Origin of the sequence: Tateyamaria sp. Alg231-49 (assembly GCF_900143535.1) — a bacterium.
Lineage (GTDB): Bacteria > Pseudomonadota > Alphaproteobacteria > Rhodobacterales > Rhodobacteraceae > Tateyamaria.
Genome location: NZ_FRFA01000003.1, coordinates 149,958 through 165,541 on the forward strand (window position 1 = coordinate 149,958; position 15,584 = coordinate 165,541).

General features: G+C 58.9%; 13 protein-coding genes. 4 read left to right on the top strand and 9 right to left on the bottom strand.

Annotated features, from left to right (window positions below; translation table 11 throughout):
- Positions 1 to 30: 30 nt before the first annotated feature.
- The 5 genes from DHN60_RS06670 to DHN60_RS06690 are packed head-to-tail and all read right to left on the bottom strand — an operon-like array spanning position 31 to position 5,380.
- Positions 31 to 963 carry a tripartite tricarboxylate transporter substrate-binding protein gene (locus DHN60_RS06670; protein ID WP_108836504.1) on the bottom strand — a complete coding sequence of 311 codons (933 nt, stop codon included), beginning with the start codon at positions 961 to 963 and terminating at the stop codon, positions 31 to 33.
- A gap of 32 nt (positions 964 to 995) precedes the next feature.
- Positions 996 to 2,486 carry a tripartite tricarboxylate transporter permease gene (locus DHN60_RS06675; RefSeq protein WP_108836505.1) on the bottom strand — a complete coding sequence of 497 codons (1,491 nt, stop codon included), beginning with the start codon at positions 2,484 to 2,486 and terminating at the stop codon, positions 996 to 998.
- Between the two features lies 1 nt (position 2,487).
- Entirely contained in the window at positions 2,488 to 3,228 is a 741-nt protein-coding gene (locus DHN60_RS06680; protein WP_108836506.1) for a tripartite tricarboxylate transporter TctB family protein, read from the bottom strand.
- Complete coding sequence (locus DHN60_RS06685; RefSeq protein WP_108836507.1) at positions 3,228 to 4,583, bottom strand: aminotransferase class III-fold pyridoxal phosphate-dependent enzyme; 1,356 nt, start codon at positions 4,581 to 4,583, stop codon at positions 3,228 to 3,230. Before DHN60_RS06685 ends, DHN60_RS06680 begins: the two co-directional genes overlap by 1 nt.
- Complete coding sequence (locus DHN60_RS06690) at positions 4,580 to 5,380, bottom strand: IclR family transcriptional regulator (RefSeq protein WP_159089137.1); 801 nt, start codon at positions 5,378 to 5,380, stop codon at positions 4,580 to 4,582. The genes DHN60_RS06685 and DHN60_RS06690 overlap by 4 nt, the downstream gene beginning before the upstream one ends.
- Positions 5,381 to 5,469: 89 nt before the next feature.
- Between DHN60_RS06690 and hpaE the strand changes: the two genes are divergently transcribed.
- Positions 5,470 to 6,981 (top strand): 5-carboxymethyl-2-hydroxymuconate semialdehyde dehydrogenase, encoded by a 1,512-nt coding sequence (gene hpaE, locus DHN60_RS06695; protein WP_108836509.1) that lies wholly within the window; start codon positions 5,470 to 5,472, stop codon positions 6,979 to 6,981.
- Positions 6,982 to 7,138: 157 nt separating this feature from the next.
- Positions 7,139 to 8,536: a pyridoxal-dependent decarboxylase gene (locus DHN60_RS06700; protein ID WP_108836510.1), complete on the top strand. Its 1,398-nt coding sequence runs from the start codon at positions 7,139 to 7,141 to the stop codon at positions 8,534 to 8,536.
- A gap of 13 nt (positions 8,537 to 8,549) precedes the next feature.
- Here the strand turns inward: DHN60_RS06700 and DHN60_RS06705 are convergent, their stop codons facing one another.
- The 4 genes from DHN60_RS06705 to xylF form a co-directional block, all read right to left on the bottom strand.
- Positions 8,550 to 9,467, bottom strand: a complete 918-nt coding sequence (locus DHN60_RS06705) for a glucokinase (protein ID WP_108836511.1) — start codon at positions 9,465 to 9,467, stop codon at positions 8,550 to 8,552.
- Positions 9,460 to 10,215: an ATP-binding cassette domain-containing protein gene (locus tag DHN60_RS06710; RefSeq protein ID WP_108836512.1), complete on the bottom strand. Its 756-nt coding sequence runs from the start codon at positions 10,213 to 10,215 to the stop codon at positions 9,460 to 9,462. Before DHN60_RS06710 ends, DHN60_RS06705 begins: the two co-directional genes overlap by 8 nt.
- Complete coding sequence (locus DHN60_RS06715; protein WP_108836513.1) at positions 10,215 to 11,480, bottom strand: sugar ABC transporter permease; 1,266 nt, start codon at positions 11,478 to 11,480, stop codon at positions 10,215 to 10,217. The genes DHN60_RS06710 and DHN60_RS06715 overlap by 1 nt, the downstream gene beginning before the upstream one ends.
- Positions 11,481 to 11,576: 96 nt before the next feature.
- On the bottom strand, positions 11,577 to 12,563 hold the full coding sequence (gene xylF / locus DHN60_RS06720; RefSeq protein WP_108836732.1) for a D-xylose ABC transporter substrate-binding protein: 987 nt from the start codon (positions 12,561 to 12,563) through the stop codon (positions 11,577 to 11,579).
- Between the two features lie 221 nt (positions 12,564 to 12,784).
- On the opposite strand from xylF, the gene DHN60_RS06725 reads away from it, so the two are divergent.
- Entirely contained in the window at positions 12,785 to 13,987 is a 1,203-nt protein-coding gene (locus DHN60_RS06725) for an ROK family transcriptional regulator (protein WP_108836514.1), read from the top strand.
- The gene (locus DHN60_RS06730) at positions 13,980 to 15,479 is read left to right on the top strand and encodes a CRTAC1 family protein (protein WP_108836515.1); all 1,500 of its coding nucleotides are present in this window, start codon (positions 13,980 to 13,982) and stop codon (positions 15,477 to 15,479) included. Before DHN60_RS06725 ends, DHN60_RS06730 begins: the two co-directional genes overlap by 8 nt.
- Positions 15,480 to 15,584 lie beyond the last annotated feature (105 nt).

Sequence of the window (15,584 nt, forward strand, 5' to 3'; positions counted from 1 at the left end):
AGGGGCGACGCTACGCGCCGCCCCCTTGTTTTAACGGCCCAAGATCTCGTTGATCTCTGCCGATTTGGCGCGGTCTGCGGTGATCCGCGCCTCGGCTTCGGCCTGACCCTGCCAGTAAACGGCGGCCCCGGTTTCAGCCATCAGCGTCTGCGCGGCCTCGGACGCCATCGTCTTGGCGGCGACTGCGGCGATGGTGTCGATCACCTCTTGGGGCGTGCCCTTGGTGACGAACAACCCGTTCCACAACTCGACGTCATTGACGCCGGATTGCGCAGCGATCGTTTCGACCCCGTCCAGTTTGGCGATTGGGTTTTCGCCAATGTTCGCCAGCACGTTGATTTCACCCAGACAGGGTTCGATCAGCGCAAGCGTGGTGTTGATCACATCCGCATCGCCCGAAGACAGCGTGTTGCAATCCAAGAGATCAAAGGCACTGTCGTCGGCGAACTCAAAGTCCATCTTTATGGCCGCTGCCATGGAGACCGCTGTCGGCGTCAGACCAGCGCCAAAGTGGCCCAGCACGACGTCATTACCTTTCGCGTATTCCGCCAATTCCGCCATGTTGGAATAGGGCGCATCGCCGGATGCGGCCAACACAAACGGGTAGGTCAGAAAGATGCCGACGGGGACAAAGCTGTCTTCTTCAATGCCGATGTCGATCTTGGGGCCGACAATCGGAACACCGATCACAAAGGACCCGATGACCGATCCATCATTGGGCGCCTCAAGCACTTCAAGCGCGCCGGGGAACGGGCCATCGCCGCCACCGGGGCGGTTCACAACCGATGCAGGTTGCCCTGTCGCTTCGGCCATATCGGCGGCGATCATGCGTGTCAGGATGTCCTCAAAATCACCGGGAGGCCACGGCACGATGAACTGCACGGGGCCGGTTGGGTACTCTGCCAGCGCGGGGCTGGCCAAGGTTGCGACCGCAAAGGCCGCCGTAGTCAAAAGCTTTTTCATTTTTACTCTCCCTGAGTTTGTTTTGCTTTTGGTTAATGTTCGAACCTTCGGGTGCGAAGGCTGGTGAAGATCGTGACACCGATCACGATCAGGATGACGACAAAAAGAGTGCCCGACACAGGCCGGTTGACCAGATCGACCACGGTTTTGATCTGCCCCGACCCGGCTGTCAGTTTTTCGATCATGATTGATCCCAAAACGAGCCCAAGAACGATAGGCACCAGCGGCCAGTCCAGACGGCGCAGAATGAAGCCAAGGAAACCGAACCCGGCGGCAAACATGCAATCGGTAAACGAGTTGCGGATCGAAAAGACTCCGACAAAGGCGAGGATCAGGATAAATGCACCCAGCAGGCGGTTGGGAATATAGATGATCCGCGCGATATGGCGGGTCGAGATCAACAGCGTGATGACGACAAGCACGTTGATGATCAGCAGCGCAAAGAACAGCGAGAACAAGAAGTCGGGATTGTTGTCAAAGATGTCCGGACCCGGTTTGATACCCGCATCAAAGAAGACGACCATCATCATGGCTGTGAGCGCCTCGCCCGGAACACCAAGCGCGAGCAATGGCACCATAGCCGCCGCAGGCACAGCGTTGTTAGAGGCCTCCGAGGCGATCAGACCATCCGGCGCACCACGCCCGAACTTGCCCGGATCGCGCGACATGGCCCGCGCGGTTGAGTAGCTGAAGAACTGCGCGACAAACTCGCCCACGCCGGGAATGATCCCCATTATGGTGCCATAGCCGGCGCTGATCAGGGCCACCGGTTTGAACCGGTTCAACTCACCAAACCCGCGCAGCAACCCACCCTTCAGGCGCGCGTGGGGCGGGTCTGTGTCCTTGCCCGTTAGCAGGAACAGCGCTTGGGAAATCGCAAAGATGCCCACAATGACGACGATCAAGTTGAAACCCGGATAGAGGTATTCGATGTCAAAGGTATAGCGGTCGATCTGGCGCGTGGTCTGCCGCCCGATGATCGCAATGAGAAAGCCAAGGCCAAAGAGCAGCGCCGCGATGCCCATGGTCTTGCGGTGCGCAGCCACCAACAGAACAGCGCCAAGGGCTGCGGCCATAAAGATATCGCGTTGCCCAAACAGCGCCCCAAGATCACGCAGATAAGGGCCAAACAGCATCAGCGCGGACAGGCCCAGAATGATCGAAAAACAGCCCCCAAAAAACGAGGCCGCATAGGCGAGCGACAAGGCGCGCGCGGCCTCTCCTCGTCGGGTCATGGCGTATCCGTCATAGGTGGTCAGCGCATTGACCGGCGTGCCGGGCGTGTTGATCAGGATCGCGGGGATTGCACCGCCATACATGGATGAGCCGTAAACGCCGAGCAACAGCACAAGACTGACCAGATCGTCGAGGAACACGGTCGCAGGCAGCAGGATCGCAATGGCGATGGCGGGGCCAATCCCGGGCACGGCACCGATGGCCAGCCCTCCCACCGACCCGATCAGGATCGCGGCCAAAACGGGCCAGCTGGCAAGATTGTCGATACCTGCCCAAAGTGCCTCCATCTCAGAACCAGACCTGCATAAAGGTTTCCAACCCTTGAGGCAGTTGGTCATAAAGCCAGATGTTCACCGGCGTGCGGATTTGCAGGCCCGAGCGGAACACGAGCACGATGGCAAAGCTGGCCGCAAAGCAAATGCCGAACCATCGCAGACCGCGATACCCCAGCCGCCATGGCAGGGCCGTCCCCAAGATCAGTGTGGCCACCAAGTAGCCCAGCACCGGCACCAGCAGTGTGTAGGCCACGAACCAGGCGACAAATTCCAACGCGCGCAGCCATTGCAGCAATTCATGCCCAACGGCAGTGGGTTGTTTGAATCGCGCACGCCACGCGTGGGCACGCCACGCCCCTTGCAGGTTCCAAAGGGCGGCGGGCACAAGGATGCACACACACACCAGTGGCGCAAACCACCCCTGTTTGATGATACGGCCCAGACGCGACAACCGCCCTTCAGGGGCCGTCACCCCGAACTGATCCATCCAGTAGCGGGCCATATTGGCGGGCAGCTTGCGATCCTCCCAGCCTGTCTGGGTGAAGAAAAAAGCGAAGAAAAACAGCACGACACAGACCATGAAGATCGAAAACACCAAGTCTCCGCGCGTGCGGCGAAAATCGTTCACATCCTCGACATTGATCCGCCGCGCCGGTGGGCAGGCGCTGACAAAGGGAGGCGTGGCGACTCCTGTCCGCATCGGGGCGTCCCGCACCGCACTCTTAAGTGCTTTGGCGGACGCCCTGCTTTTCATCAGGCGCTGACCGCTTTCAGGCCTGTCTCAACGGCGGACAGGATTTTGTCCACGTGATCTGCCTCCAGTATCAAGGGCGGCGACATGATCGCGTTGTTGGCCGAAACCCTTATCATCACGCCGTCCTCATAGGCCGCTTTCTGAAAGTCGAGGGGCACCGATTTGCCCACCGGCGCTTTGGTGGCCCGGTCACTGACAAGCTCGATGGCGCACATCAGCCCCTCACCGCGCACATCGCCAATCACGTCATATCGGGTGGCAAGCTCTTCTAATCCCGCCTTGAGTTTTGGACCCAAGAGCGCCGCGTTTTCCCAAGGTCGGATGCGCATCGTCTCGGTCATGCACGCAACAGCAGCAGCCGCACCAACGGGATGCCCGGAATAAGTATAGCCCATATCGACTGACGCCATCCCGGTCTCGTCGTCCTCAAATACGGAGACCACCCGCTCAGAAATCATCACGGCTCCAAACGGGAAATAGCCATTGGTGATGGCCTTGGCGGTGCACATCAGATCGGGCTGCACCCCCCAATGACGTGAACCCGTGGCCGATCCGGCGCGCCCAAACCCAGTGATCACCTCATCCGCGATCAGCAGGACGCCGTGTTTGTCGCAAATGTCGCGCACCATCGGCATGAACGACGGATGCGGCGGCAGCACGCCACCTGCGCCCAAAACAGGCTCCATGATGAAAGCCGCCACGGTGTTGGCCCCCTGAAACGCAATCTCGCGCTCCAGCATCGCAGCAGACAGCTTGGCCAGTTCTTCGTCGGTCTCGGCCCCAAACGGGTTGCGATAAAGGTAGGGGCCCGGAATGTGGTAGCAGCCCGGCAAAAGCGGTTCATAACTGTTTCGGAACTTGGAATTCCCGTTGATCGAAGCGCCGCCAAAGTGCGTACCATGATACCCTTTTTCGAGGCTGATGTACTTGGTCCGCGTGCCCTCGCCCCGGATGCGGTGATATTGGCGCGCGAATTTCAGCGCCACTTCGATGCTGTCAGACCCACCAGATGTGAAAAAGCTCCGCGTCATTCCGTCTTGCGCGAAAAGGTCGGCGAGCAGATATCCCAGCTCGATCGCCTTATCGTTCGTGGTGCCCCGGAAGAGCGAATAGTAAGGCAGCGCCTCAAGCTGTTCTGAGATGGCGGCCTTGATCGGGTCGCAGGAGTAGCCAAGGTTGACGTTCCACAGCCCACCGACAGCGTCGATGGTACGGTGGCCGTCCACATCGGTGATATACACGCCCTCACCTTCCGTGAGGATTGTTGGTGGATTGGCGGCGCTGTCTGCGGGGTGGGCCATAGGTTGCCAGACTTGGCGGGCATTGTTTTCCTTCAGGAAATTGCTGTCTTTCATGACGCGGCCCTTTCACGGCTCGGAGTCCAGATGGATTGAACATCGGGCGGCACGGCACCGCCCATCGCTTCGGTAATGTCGCACCCATGGGACATGAGCAGGCGGGCAAGGCGCGTTTCCGCCGCATTGCCACCCCGGCTTGTGGGATAGGCGATGGAACAGGTGGCTGTTGCCCGCGCCGCCGCATCAAACACCGGGATGGCAACCGACGACACGCCAAGACGCAATGCATCGCGGTTGCGGGCATACCCCCGCCGCGCAATAGATTTGAGTTCTGTGAGCAACGCACCCTTGTCTGGCGCCTCTGCGCCCGGCAGCCATGTGCGCGGATCAGCCAGCGCAAGGTCCAGCACACCACCGGGGGAATAGGCGAGGTAGGCTTTGCCCGATGACGTCGCAAACAGAGGGGGCAGGCCATAGGCATCAAAGCTGACGCGCACCGGATGATCGTGCTGTTCGGCGTGATAGACATCAACCAGATCAAAGCCTTGCAAGCGGCTGACATGTACCAACTCACCCGCCGTGCGGCTGAGCGTATCCACGACCGTACGCACCATTTCGACCTCGGGCACTGTGCGCGCGCGCATCCCAGCCAGCCGCGTCAAAGCAGGTCCAAGACGGTAGGCGCGTGTCGAGGCGTCCTGTTCTAGGAACCCGGCCTCTTCCAGTGCGCTGAGGTGACGATGAACGGTGGCCTTGTCTCGGCCCGTCAGACGTTGCGCATCTGACAGACCCATTTGCGGTTGCGAATCCGAGAACAGGTCCAAGAGTTGAAGCGCTTTTGCAATCGTCGACATTTGCAAAGCTTGACGCACCTCGCTTCGGCTTGCAATATATTTTTGCGTCCATCGGTTCATTATTTGAACTCTGTTTGAGTTTTAAGCACATGTCTGAACTAGACCACAACCTTGCTGCACTTGCTCCGTATCTGGCGGACGTTGGACGCTATGGCATCCTTAACCACATTGGCGGCCAAGCCGTGCCGGCAGCAAGTGGTGCGTGGTTCGATACAACGTCGCCCGTTGATGACAGCGTTATTGCACAGGTCGCCCGCAGTAACGCCGCGGATGTGGATGCCGCAGCCCAAGCGGCCAAAGCAGCCTTTCCGGCGTGGCGCGATATGGCCGCAACTGACCGCAAGGCGATCCTACACGCCATCGCGGATGGGATTGAGGCGAGAGCCGAGGAAATTGCACTCTGTGAATGTTGGGACACGGGCCAAGCGTTGCGGTTCATGTCCAAGGCCGCCTTGCGCGGTGCCGACAACTTCCGCTTTTTCGCTGATAGGGCACCCGGCGCACGCGACGGCCAATCGCTGCCCTCACCCACATTGATGAACATCACAACCCGAGTACCGCTGGGACCTGTCGGCGTCATTACGCCGTGGAACACGCCCTTTATGTTGTCTACGTGGAAAATCGCGCCAGCGCTGGCGGCGGGCTGCACCGTGGTACACAAACCAGCCGAGTTCAGCCCGTGGACCGCCCGCATCCTGATGGACATCGCCGAAGAGGCCGGACTGCCCCCCGGTGTCTGGAACCTGATAAACGGGCTGGGTGAAGAGGCGGGAAAGGCCCTTACCCAACATCCCGCGATCCGGGCAATCGCCTTTGTCGGCGAGTCCGCCACGGGGTCAGCCATCATGGCGCAGGGTGCGCCAACACTGAAGCGGGTGCATTTTGAACTGGGCGGCAAGAACCCCATCATCGTGTTTGACGACGCCGACCTGGAAGCCGCGCTCGATGCCGTGATTTTCATGATCTACTCGCTCAATGGTGAGCGATGCACATCGTCCTCACGCCTATTGGTTCAAAACACCATCGCGGATGAATTCGAACGCAAATTGGCGACCCGCGCCAATGCCATAAAGGTCGGGCACCCGCTGGACCCGGCGACTGAAGTCGGCCCGCTGATCCACGAGGTGCACCGCGCCAAGGTTATGGCCAGTTTTGATGCCGCACGCGCCGAAGGGGCCAAGATTGCCGCGGGTGGTGTGCGCATCGGCGACACCGGCCAGTTTGTGGCCCCTACCCTATTCACGGGTGCCACAAATGAGATGACAATCGCCCAGGATGAGATTTTTGGCCCTGTCCTGACATCCATCCGTTTTGCAACCGAAGACGACGCGCTGAAAATCGCGAATGATACGCCCTACGGGCTGACAGGCTATGTCTGGACTTCGGATATTGCGCGCGCCATGCGTTTTACCGAAGAGCTTGAGGCCGGGATGATCTGGGTGAATTCGGCCAATGTTCGGCACTTACCCACCCCCTTTGGCGGCATGAAAGCCAGCGGGATTGGACGAGATGGCGGGGATTGGTCGTTCGAGTTCTACATGGAACAAAAACATATAGGCATCGCAACCGGGGACCCAAAAATCCCACGACTGGGGGTGTGACAATGCCAGTTCGGCCAAACGCCTTCCCCGATCATCTGCAGACCATTTCCCAATGCCACAGAAACTGTGGCACTCTATCAGCGGCAGAGGACACCTCTGCCTGACAAATATCTGCGTAAGGCGCACTGTGGTGCGCCGCCCGCCAGAAAGGACGCCCATGAGCTGGAATGATTTCGCCAAACACGCCAAAGACGCCGCAGACTGGGGCGCCGCCTATCATACAACCTTGCGCGACCGGCCCGTGCGCGCCCAGACTGCTCCGGGAGACACTGCGCGCCAACTGGACGACACCCCGCCAGAAGACGGATGCGATCTTGGCGCGATCATGGCGGATTTTGAGAAGGTCGTGATGCCCGGCATCACCCATTGGCAGCACCCCCGTTTCTTTGCCTATTTCAGCTCCAATGCAGCACCCGCCTCGGTGCTTGCCGAATTCCTCGCATCGATCATCGCGCCACAATGCATGCTGTGGCAGACGTCTCCGGCAGCGACAGAGATGGAAACGCGCATGATGGAGTGGCTGTGCCATGGACTTGGCCTGCCGGACATCTATCAGGGCGTTATTCAGGACAGCGCGTCTTCGGCCACACTTGCCGCTGTGCTGACCATGCGCGAGCGGGCGTTGAATTTCCGTGGCAACATCGAAGGGCTGCACGGCGCCCCCCAGCTGCGCATCTATTGTTCGGATCAGGTACATTCCTCAATCGACCGCGCCATCTGGGTCGCGGGCATCGGCTCGGACAATCTGGTCAAAATCCGCACCACGGGCGATTTGCGCAGCATGGATCCGCTGGACCTTGAGACAGCCATAGCCGAGGACAAGGCGGCGGGTCGGATTCCCGCAGGTATCATCGCGGCGACCGGGGCCACCGGCATGGGCGCCTGCGATGATCTGGAGGCCGTCGCCGCAATCGCCAAAGAGCATGACCTCTATACCCATCTGGATGCCGCTTGGGCGGGTTCGGCCATGATCTGCCCTGAATTCCGGGCCCTGTGGACAGGTGCGGACCAGTTCGACAGTATCGTCTTTAACCCGCACAAGTGGTTGGGTGCACAGTTTGACTGTGCTGCCCATTTCCTGCGTGATCCGGACGTGCTGCGCCAAACACTTGCCATTCGTCCCGAATACCTGAAAACCCATGGGACAGAGGACGTCACTGACTATTCGGAATGGTCGATCCCTTTGGGCCGCCGCTTTCGTGCGCTGAAACTCTGGTTCCTGATGCGGCACTACGGCATGGAAGGTCTGCGCACCCGCATCCGAAATCATGTAAAGTGGTCGCAAGCCCTATGCGAGCGGCTCAGAGCAGAGGCGGACTTTGTAATTGTGACCGAACCGATCCTGTCACTTTGGACATTCAAGGCAGCAGGCGCTTCAGATGATCAAACGCAGGCGCTTGTCGACGCGATCAACGATGATGGGCGCATCTACCTCACTCAAACGCTTGTGGACGGGCAAAAGGTGATCCGGTTCACCGCTGGTCAGTTTGATTGCGAGGAACGGGATTTCAACACGGCCTTTGACACGATCACAGAACTTGCCCGCGCCATGTGAGGGGCCTTCGGTTCTAGGTCGTGCCCACCGCCAAAAACCGTGCGCACCCATGCAAGGCCGACGCATCGTCATTGAGCAAATAGGTCGGAATGCGCGCCATCCGCCCGTCAAACGCGTCTTCGCCCTGCAAAGGCTCTAACGCCAAGGCCCGCGTTTCACTGCCAAGCAATGTGCGCGCCAGACTGCCGTTGAAGTAAATGCCGCCCTCTGGCAGGTAGATATAGGCAATCTCACGCACCAAAGCGCCAAGAGCACGTGCCGCAACCGCCAGCGTTTCACACCCGCCTTCGGACGCTTCCACATGTTCGGGGTCACAACTGTGCCCCGTGCGCGCCATGTGCAATTTGGCAAGGCCTCGGCCTGCCAGCAAATGCTCAACCGTGTCGAAAACGTCAGCATCGCCAACGGCCTCCGCGACAATCGCTTCGACCGAATGGGGCAGACGCGCATGCCCCATCTCGGCCGAAAAGACGATGCCAGACGGGCGATGCGTCAATGCAACGTTAAAGCCCGTGCCAAGCCCCACGACGAGCGCTTGCGGTTCGTCCGGCGTTGGCGTGCCACCTAAATGCGTCAACGATGCGTCAGGTAAAACACAGATCGCGTGTCCCAAGGCTTCGAGGTCATTTAGCAGATGCACACGAGGCAGAGACAACTCTGTCTCAAGGCCAACCGCATCAAAGTGCCAATCCCGGTTCGTCAGCCGTCCTTCGCCCTTGCCCACGGGTCCAGCGATGGCAATCGCCGCCGAAGCCAGCGGCGGCTGGTCCGCGATGTAGCCACGTGCGAGGTCCGCAAAGCTGGCAAAGTTGTCGTTTCGAAACCGTCGGACGGTATCTGCGCGCACTCCGCTTTCGTCCGCCAACGCCAAGCGGCAATTTGTGCCCCCGACGTCAGCAACGAGGCTTGGAGCGCTTGCGTCTTCACGCATCGACGGTCTCTCCGGGTTTCTTGCCCATGATGATCATCGACAGCACATCGTCTTCGGTCACATCTTCGACCCGTTCAGTGCCAATGAGTTGTCCGTTTTTCATCACAGACACACGGTCGCACAACTCCATCATTTCACGGGTGTCGTGGCTGATCAGGAAGATGCCGAGGCCCTGGGCTTTCAGCTCTTTGATCAGGTCCGCAACCATGGCCGTCTCATGCACCCCGAGCGCCGCCGTGGGTTCGTCCATGATCAGGATGCGGGCGTTGAAATAGACCGCCCGCGCGATGGCGACCGACTGGCGTTGGCCACCCGACAGCGACCGCACCGGTTCTGAGAACCGTTGAAAGTTGGGGTTGAGCCGCGCCATGATCTTGCGGCTTTCGGCCTCCATCTTGGTGTCATCCACCAACCCGAACGCAGTCGTGATTTCGCGCCCCAAAAACAGGTTGGAAGCTGCATCCAGATTGTCGGACAACGCGAGCGTCTGATAGATCGTCTCGATGTTCAGATCGCGTGCATCACGGGGGTTGTTGATTTCAACCTTTTTGCCATCCACATAAATTTCGCCGCTGTCTTTGGCGTAGGCGCCGGCAAGAATTTTGATCAGTGTGGATTTTCCCGCACCGTTGTGACCCAGAAGGCCCACAACTTCGCCCGGCATCACGTCGATGGACACGTCGTCCACGGCCTTGATCCCACCAAAGTGGATGGAGATATTGCGCATTTCAAGAAGTGGGGTGCTCATTAGCTGTCTCCCGTTCTGCGACGATAAAGAATGTCGATCCAGACGGCGAGAATGAGAACGCCCCCCACGATCATGTTCTGCAACGGCGAGTCCACGCCCACCATACCCATGCCAGAGACAAGGGCCTGCATGATAAAGGCGCCAAGGATTGCGCCGTAAATCGTACCGACACCCCCCGCAAGGGCCGTGCCACCGATCACAGCGGCCGCGATCACCCGCAATTCGTCCAACTCACCCAGCGAACTGCCGGCCGAACCCAAACGGGCCGAGGCAATCACACCGGCAATAGCCGTCAGCGCACCCATCAGGGCAAACACTTTGACGGTCAGCAAGCGCGTGTTGATGCCAGACAATTCTGCCGCATCCGGGTTGCCACCCATTGCAAAGATGTAGCGACCAAAGCGGGTCTTCTTAGCTACGATGGTCATCGTTATGGCAACGAACAGCACGATCAGAACCGAAATCGGGAAACCGTAGGCTTCTGTGTAACCCTCGGGCATTTCCAGCCCTTCGCGCTCGAAGCGGCGTTGCAGAATGCGCGTAGGCACCAGATAGGCGTTCATGATTGCGGTGATCCCGCAGATCGCACCGACAAGGATCGCGCCCAATGCATATTCCGCCCAGACGGGTTTAACCGCAAAACCATGGCCAATGTGCTTGCGCCGCGTGTTGATCAGGAACCAGACAGTGAGGGCGGAACCGACCAGCGCCAGTATCCAACTCGCTGTGACCCCAATAGTACCGGTTGCGCCTCCGAGCATTACAAAGTTCGGATCAAGCGGAGAAATTGTCGTACCGCGCGACACCCACCAAGCGCCACCGCGCCAGATCAGCAGACCGCCCAATGTGACGATAAAGGACGGGATCGCAAGATAGCCGATCAACCAGCCTTGAAAGCCACCAATCGCGGCCCCCATCAGAATACCGATGGTTACGGTAATTATCCAGATCGCAGGGCTACCAAAGCCTACGATGTCAGGCAGGATTTGCACCTGAATGACGCCCATCACCATACCAATGATGCCCAGCAACGAGCCGATCGACAGATCGATGTTGCGGGTGACGATGACAAACACCATGCCCGTCGCCATCACGGCAACCGATGCGGTCTGCAACGTCAGTGTAAATAGGTTGCGAGGTGTCAGGAACGTCCCACCCGTCGCAATGTGAAAGACCAACGCGATCAGCACAAAGGCACCAACCATGCCCAAAAGCCGCGTATCGATCTGTAGTGTTTTGATTAGATTCCCAAGTCCGCCAGACATGAGTGCCCCCTCCCCGTCACACCTGACATCAGGTGCGGTGATGAAAAAAGCCCCACCCGCGCATGGCGGATGGGACTATTGGTCGTTCAGGTCAGCTTATTCGCAGACTGCAAGGCCCGAGACGCCTTGGCACAGAACGTCTTTGGGGATCCACTTGGCATCAACCACGATATTCAGGTTCTCCTGAGTGATCGGCTGAGGTGCCAGCAGCAACGAGTTGACTGTGACGTCACCGGATTTGAACGGACGCTGGCCTTCGATTTCATCCATCGAAGTTCCATTCGCCAGAGCGACGGCAATCCGGCCGGCGTTGATACCCAGGTCACGGCTGTCTTTCCAGACAGACACAGTTTGGGTGCCAAGTGCCACGCGGTTCAGAGCGGCATGGTCACCGTCCTGGCCGGACACCGGAATACCGTCCATACCTTGAGCGGCAAGTGCTGCGACAACGCCGCCCGCCATGCCGTCGTTGGACACGATCACAGCATCAACTTCGTTGTTGGTCTGTGTCAGGATCTGTTCCATGTTGCGCTGCGCGTTCGCAGGCTGCCAACCATCGGTGTATGTTTCACCCACGATGGTGATATCACCGGCTTTGATCGCGCCCGCGATAATTTCTTGCTGGCCGCCACGCAGGAAGTCAGAGTTAGGATCCGTGGGCGAACCCTTGATCATAACATAGTTGCCTGATGGCTTCGCTTTGAACACTTCGCGCGCCTGCATGCGACCCACTTCGACGTTGTCGAATGTGAGGTAAAAAGCACGAGGGTCTGCGATGAGGCGGTCATAACCGATGACCGGAATACCCGCCGCTTCGGCTGCATCAAGGGCTGGGCCAATGGCGCTGCCGTCTTGGGCGAGAATGATCAGGGCGTCGACGCCTTGTGTGATCAGGCTTTCAACATCAGCAAGCTGCTTTGTCGCCGAAGACTGTGCATCCGCAGACAGATATTTCGCGCCTTCCGCTTCAAGTGCGGCAAGCATTGCAGCTTCGTCTGTTTTCCAGCGCTCTTCCTGAAAGTCGGACCAGCTGACACCAACCGTTACGGAGTGTCCGTCGGCGAATGCAGGCGTGGTGAGCATCGTGGCAGCCGCGAGGGCGCCAAGTAGATTACGTCGTTTCATTAAGTGTCCTCCCAAAGACATTAACCGCCCATCATGCGTTTGCGTGGCCGGTGGTGCATTGTTAGCGGTTTAAATTCGAAAAGCAAATTAAATTGGACAGTCTCGTAAAAACCGGCCATCATCCCATCCGAGGGGCCTGTGGTTTTTCCATGGGCGGGAGGAAAAAAGGGCGTGTTTTCATGGTCTTCCGGTACCAAAAAGTGGAGAGCAGGCGGCTGCTTCTGCGCGAGATTTCCCAGCGCGGCCCACTGCCACGCATCGATCTGGCACACCGAACGGGAATCAGTCGGGCCACTGTAACCTCCATAACGGCCGAACTTTTGCGCGGTGGATTGATCGAAGAAGTCCCGCGTGATTCGAGCGGGGATGAGGCCACGCGCGGACGGCCACGGATTGATTTGAAAATCTCTGGACAGGCCCATCTGATCGCAGGGTTGAAGGTATCGGACACCTCGATCTCGATGGTGCTGATGGACTTTGAAGGGGCAGACGTGGCTTTGCATGAGCACGAAATTGCACCGCGCCACTATACGCCCGAAGCGCTAGCACTAGAGGTCTTTGACGGGCTGACCCGACTGGCCGAAAAGGCAGGTCGTACCCTGTGCGACATCTCGGGTGTGGGCGTTGGTCTGGCCGGTATCGTCGATGCTGGCAACGGGTTGGTCTATTGGTCCCCCTCGCTGGATCGGCGCAACGTTCCCTTTGCAACGGTCCTGAGTGAGCGTCTGGGCATCGCAGCATATGTGGACAACGATGCAAACCTGGTCGCCATGGCCGAGATGACATTTGGCATCGGCAAAAACCATTCGGATTTCATCGTCATCACCATTGAAAGCGGTGTTGGCATGGGCATGGTTCTGGGCGGCCAGCTTTACCGGGGGACACGCGGATGCGGGGCCGAATTTGGCCATACCAAAGTACATCTGGACGGCGCCCTGTGTCGCTGTGGCCAACGTGGGTGCCTTGAAGCCTACGTGGCGGATTACGCGCTGGTGCGCGAGGCCAATAGTGTCGGCAATGTCGCGCAGATGGCACAAACCTCCAAGGCTGTGACCGCCGTGCTTACTGCTGCCAAAGAAGGTGATCCGATGGCACGCACGGTGCTGGAACGCGCACGCAAGATGTTTGCCCTTGGGCTCGCAAACCTCGTCAATATCTTTGATCCAGAGCTTGTGATCCTTGCAGGTGAGCAATTGCAGTTTGACCATCTCTATGCCGACAGCGTCATTGAAGAAATGCGCAAGAGTATCGTCGATGTGGACAAACTCCCGCCAGAGGTTGTGGTGCACCAATGGGATGCCTTCATGTGGGCGCGGGGTGGTGCGGCATATGCCCTTGAATTTGTGCAGGATACGGCCGTTGAGGCGTTGCAGGATGCATAAGCCGCTTTTGTGTGCCATCGTGCTGATGGGCCAATCTGCCTTGGCGGATACTCCACTTTTTCAACCCGTCAAAGTCCCCCATCACGTTTATGATGGCGGATGGGAACATTTTGTCGGCGGTGGTCTTGCCGTGTTCGACTGTGACGACGATACGCGCCCGGAACTGGTGGCGGCAGGGGGCAGCAACCGACCGATCTTGCTGCGCAATACGTCGACGCCCTCAGGTGCCGTGCAGTTTGAAGAGGCCACGCCGCAAGCTTTCGATCTGACTGGATCGGTTGGGGTTTATCCTATCGATATGGACAATGACGGCCTGCTTGATCTGGTTGTTTTGCGCGTAGGTCCTGACGCCGTTCTGAAGGGTTTGGGGAATTGCGATTTTGAACCCATGGCGTTTGAGACAGGCGATCATTGGTCCACCGCCTTTTCGGCCACTTGGGAAGAGGGGCAATCTCTGCCCACTCTTGCCTTTGGTCACTACGTAGACCGTTCGGACCCGGATGGACCGTTTGAGGCTTGCGATGTGAACCACCTCTGGCGGCCCACAGCCTCCGACTATGTCCGCCAAGACCTTGCCCCTGGTCATTGTGCGCTATCAATCCTTTTTACAGATTGGGATCGCACGGGACGCGCCGACCTTCGGGTGTCCAACGACCGCCACTACTATGTGCGCGACGGCGAGGAACAGCTTTGGGCAATGGAACCAATACCTAGGTTGTACACCGAAGATGAAGGTTGGGCGCGCCACATGCTTTGGGGCATGGGTATCGCCACGCGCGATCTGGATCGGGATGGACGGGACGAGGTGTTTCTGAGTTCAATGGGCGATCAACGCCTGATGCGCAGAACCGGGGACGGGCCCGCCTTTTCTGACGTACCTTTCGCAACCGGAACCGCTGCCCAACGCCCGTATATAGGCGATGATGGCCGCCCATCGACCGGGTGGCATATCGCCTTTGGCGACGTGAACAATGACAGGCGCGATGATGTGTTCATCGCCAAGGGCAATGTGCAGCAGATGCCCGGTAATGCGATGGAGGACCCCAATAATCTGTTGATGTCGCAAGACGACGGACGCTTTGTCGAAGCGGGTGATGTGGCCGGTATCGCCTCGGTGCATCGCGGGCGCGGGGCAGCGCTGGTGGATCTGAATGCGGATGGATTGCTGGACCTTGTGGTGGTCAATCGCCGCGCCCCGCTCGAGGTTTGGCAGAACGCGAGCACTGGCACGGGCCATTGGTTGAGCGTTGATTTGCGCCGCGCAGGGGCGAATACGCACGGCGTCGGTGCATGGGTTGAGGTCGATGACGGCACGTCCGTGCAGGCCCGGGAGATCACGGTTGGTGGCGGGCATGCCGGTGGCGTGGCAGGGCCGCAGCACTTTGGGCTGGGCGATGTTGAGACGGTGCGCCTGCGCGTGCGCTGGCCCCACGCAGACTGGTCGGACTGGCGCGACGTGGGCGTCGATCAGGTGGTGGTTGTTAATGAATAGATGATCTGGATCCCGGCGCCGCGTTAACCCCTATTTTATAGAGGTTAACGGCGTGAAACGGGGATGCACGGGGCCTACACAGACTGTGCACAACCTGTGCACCGT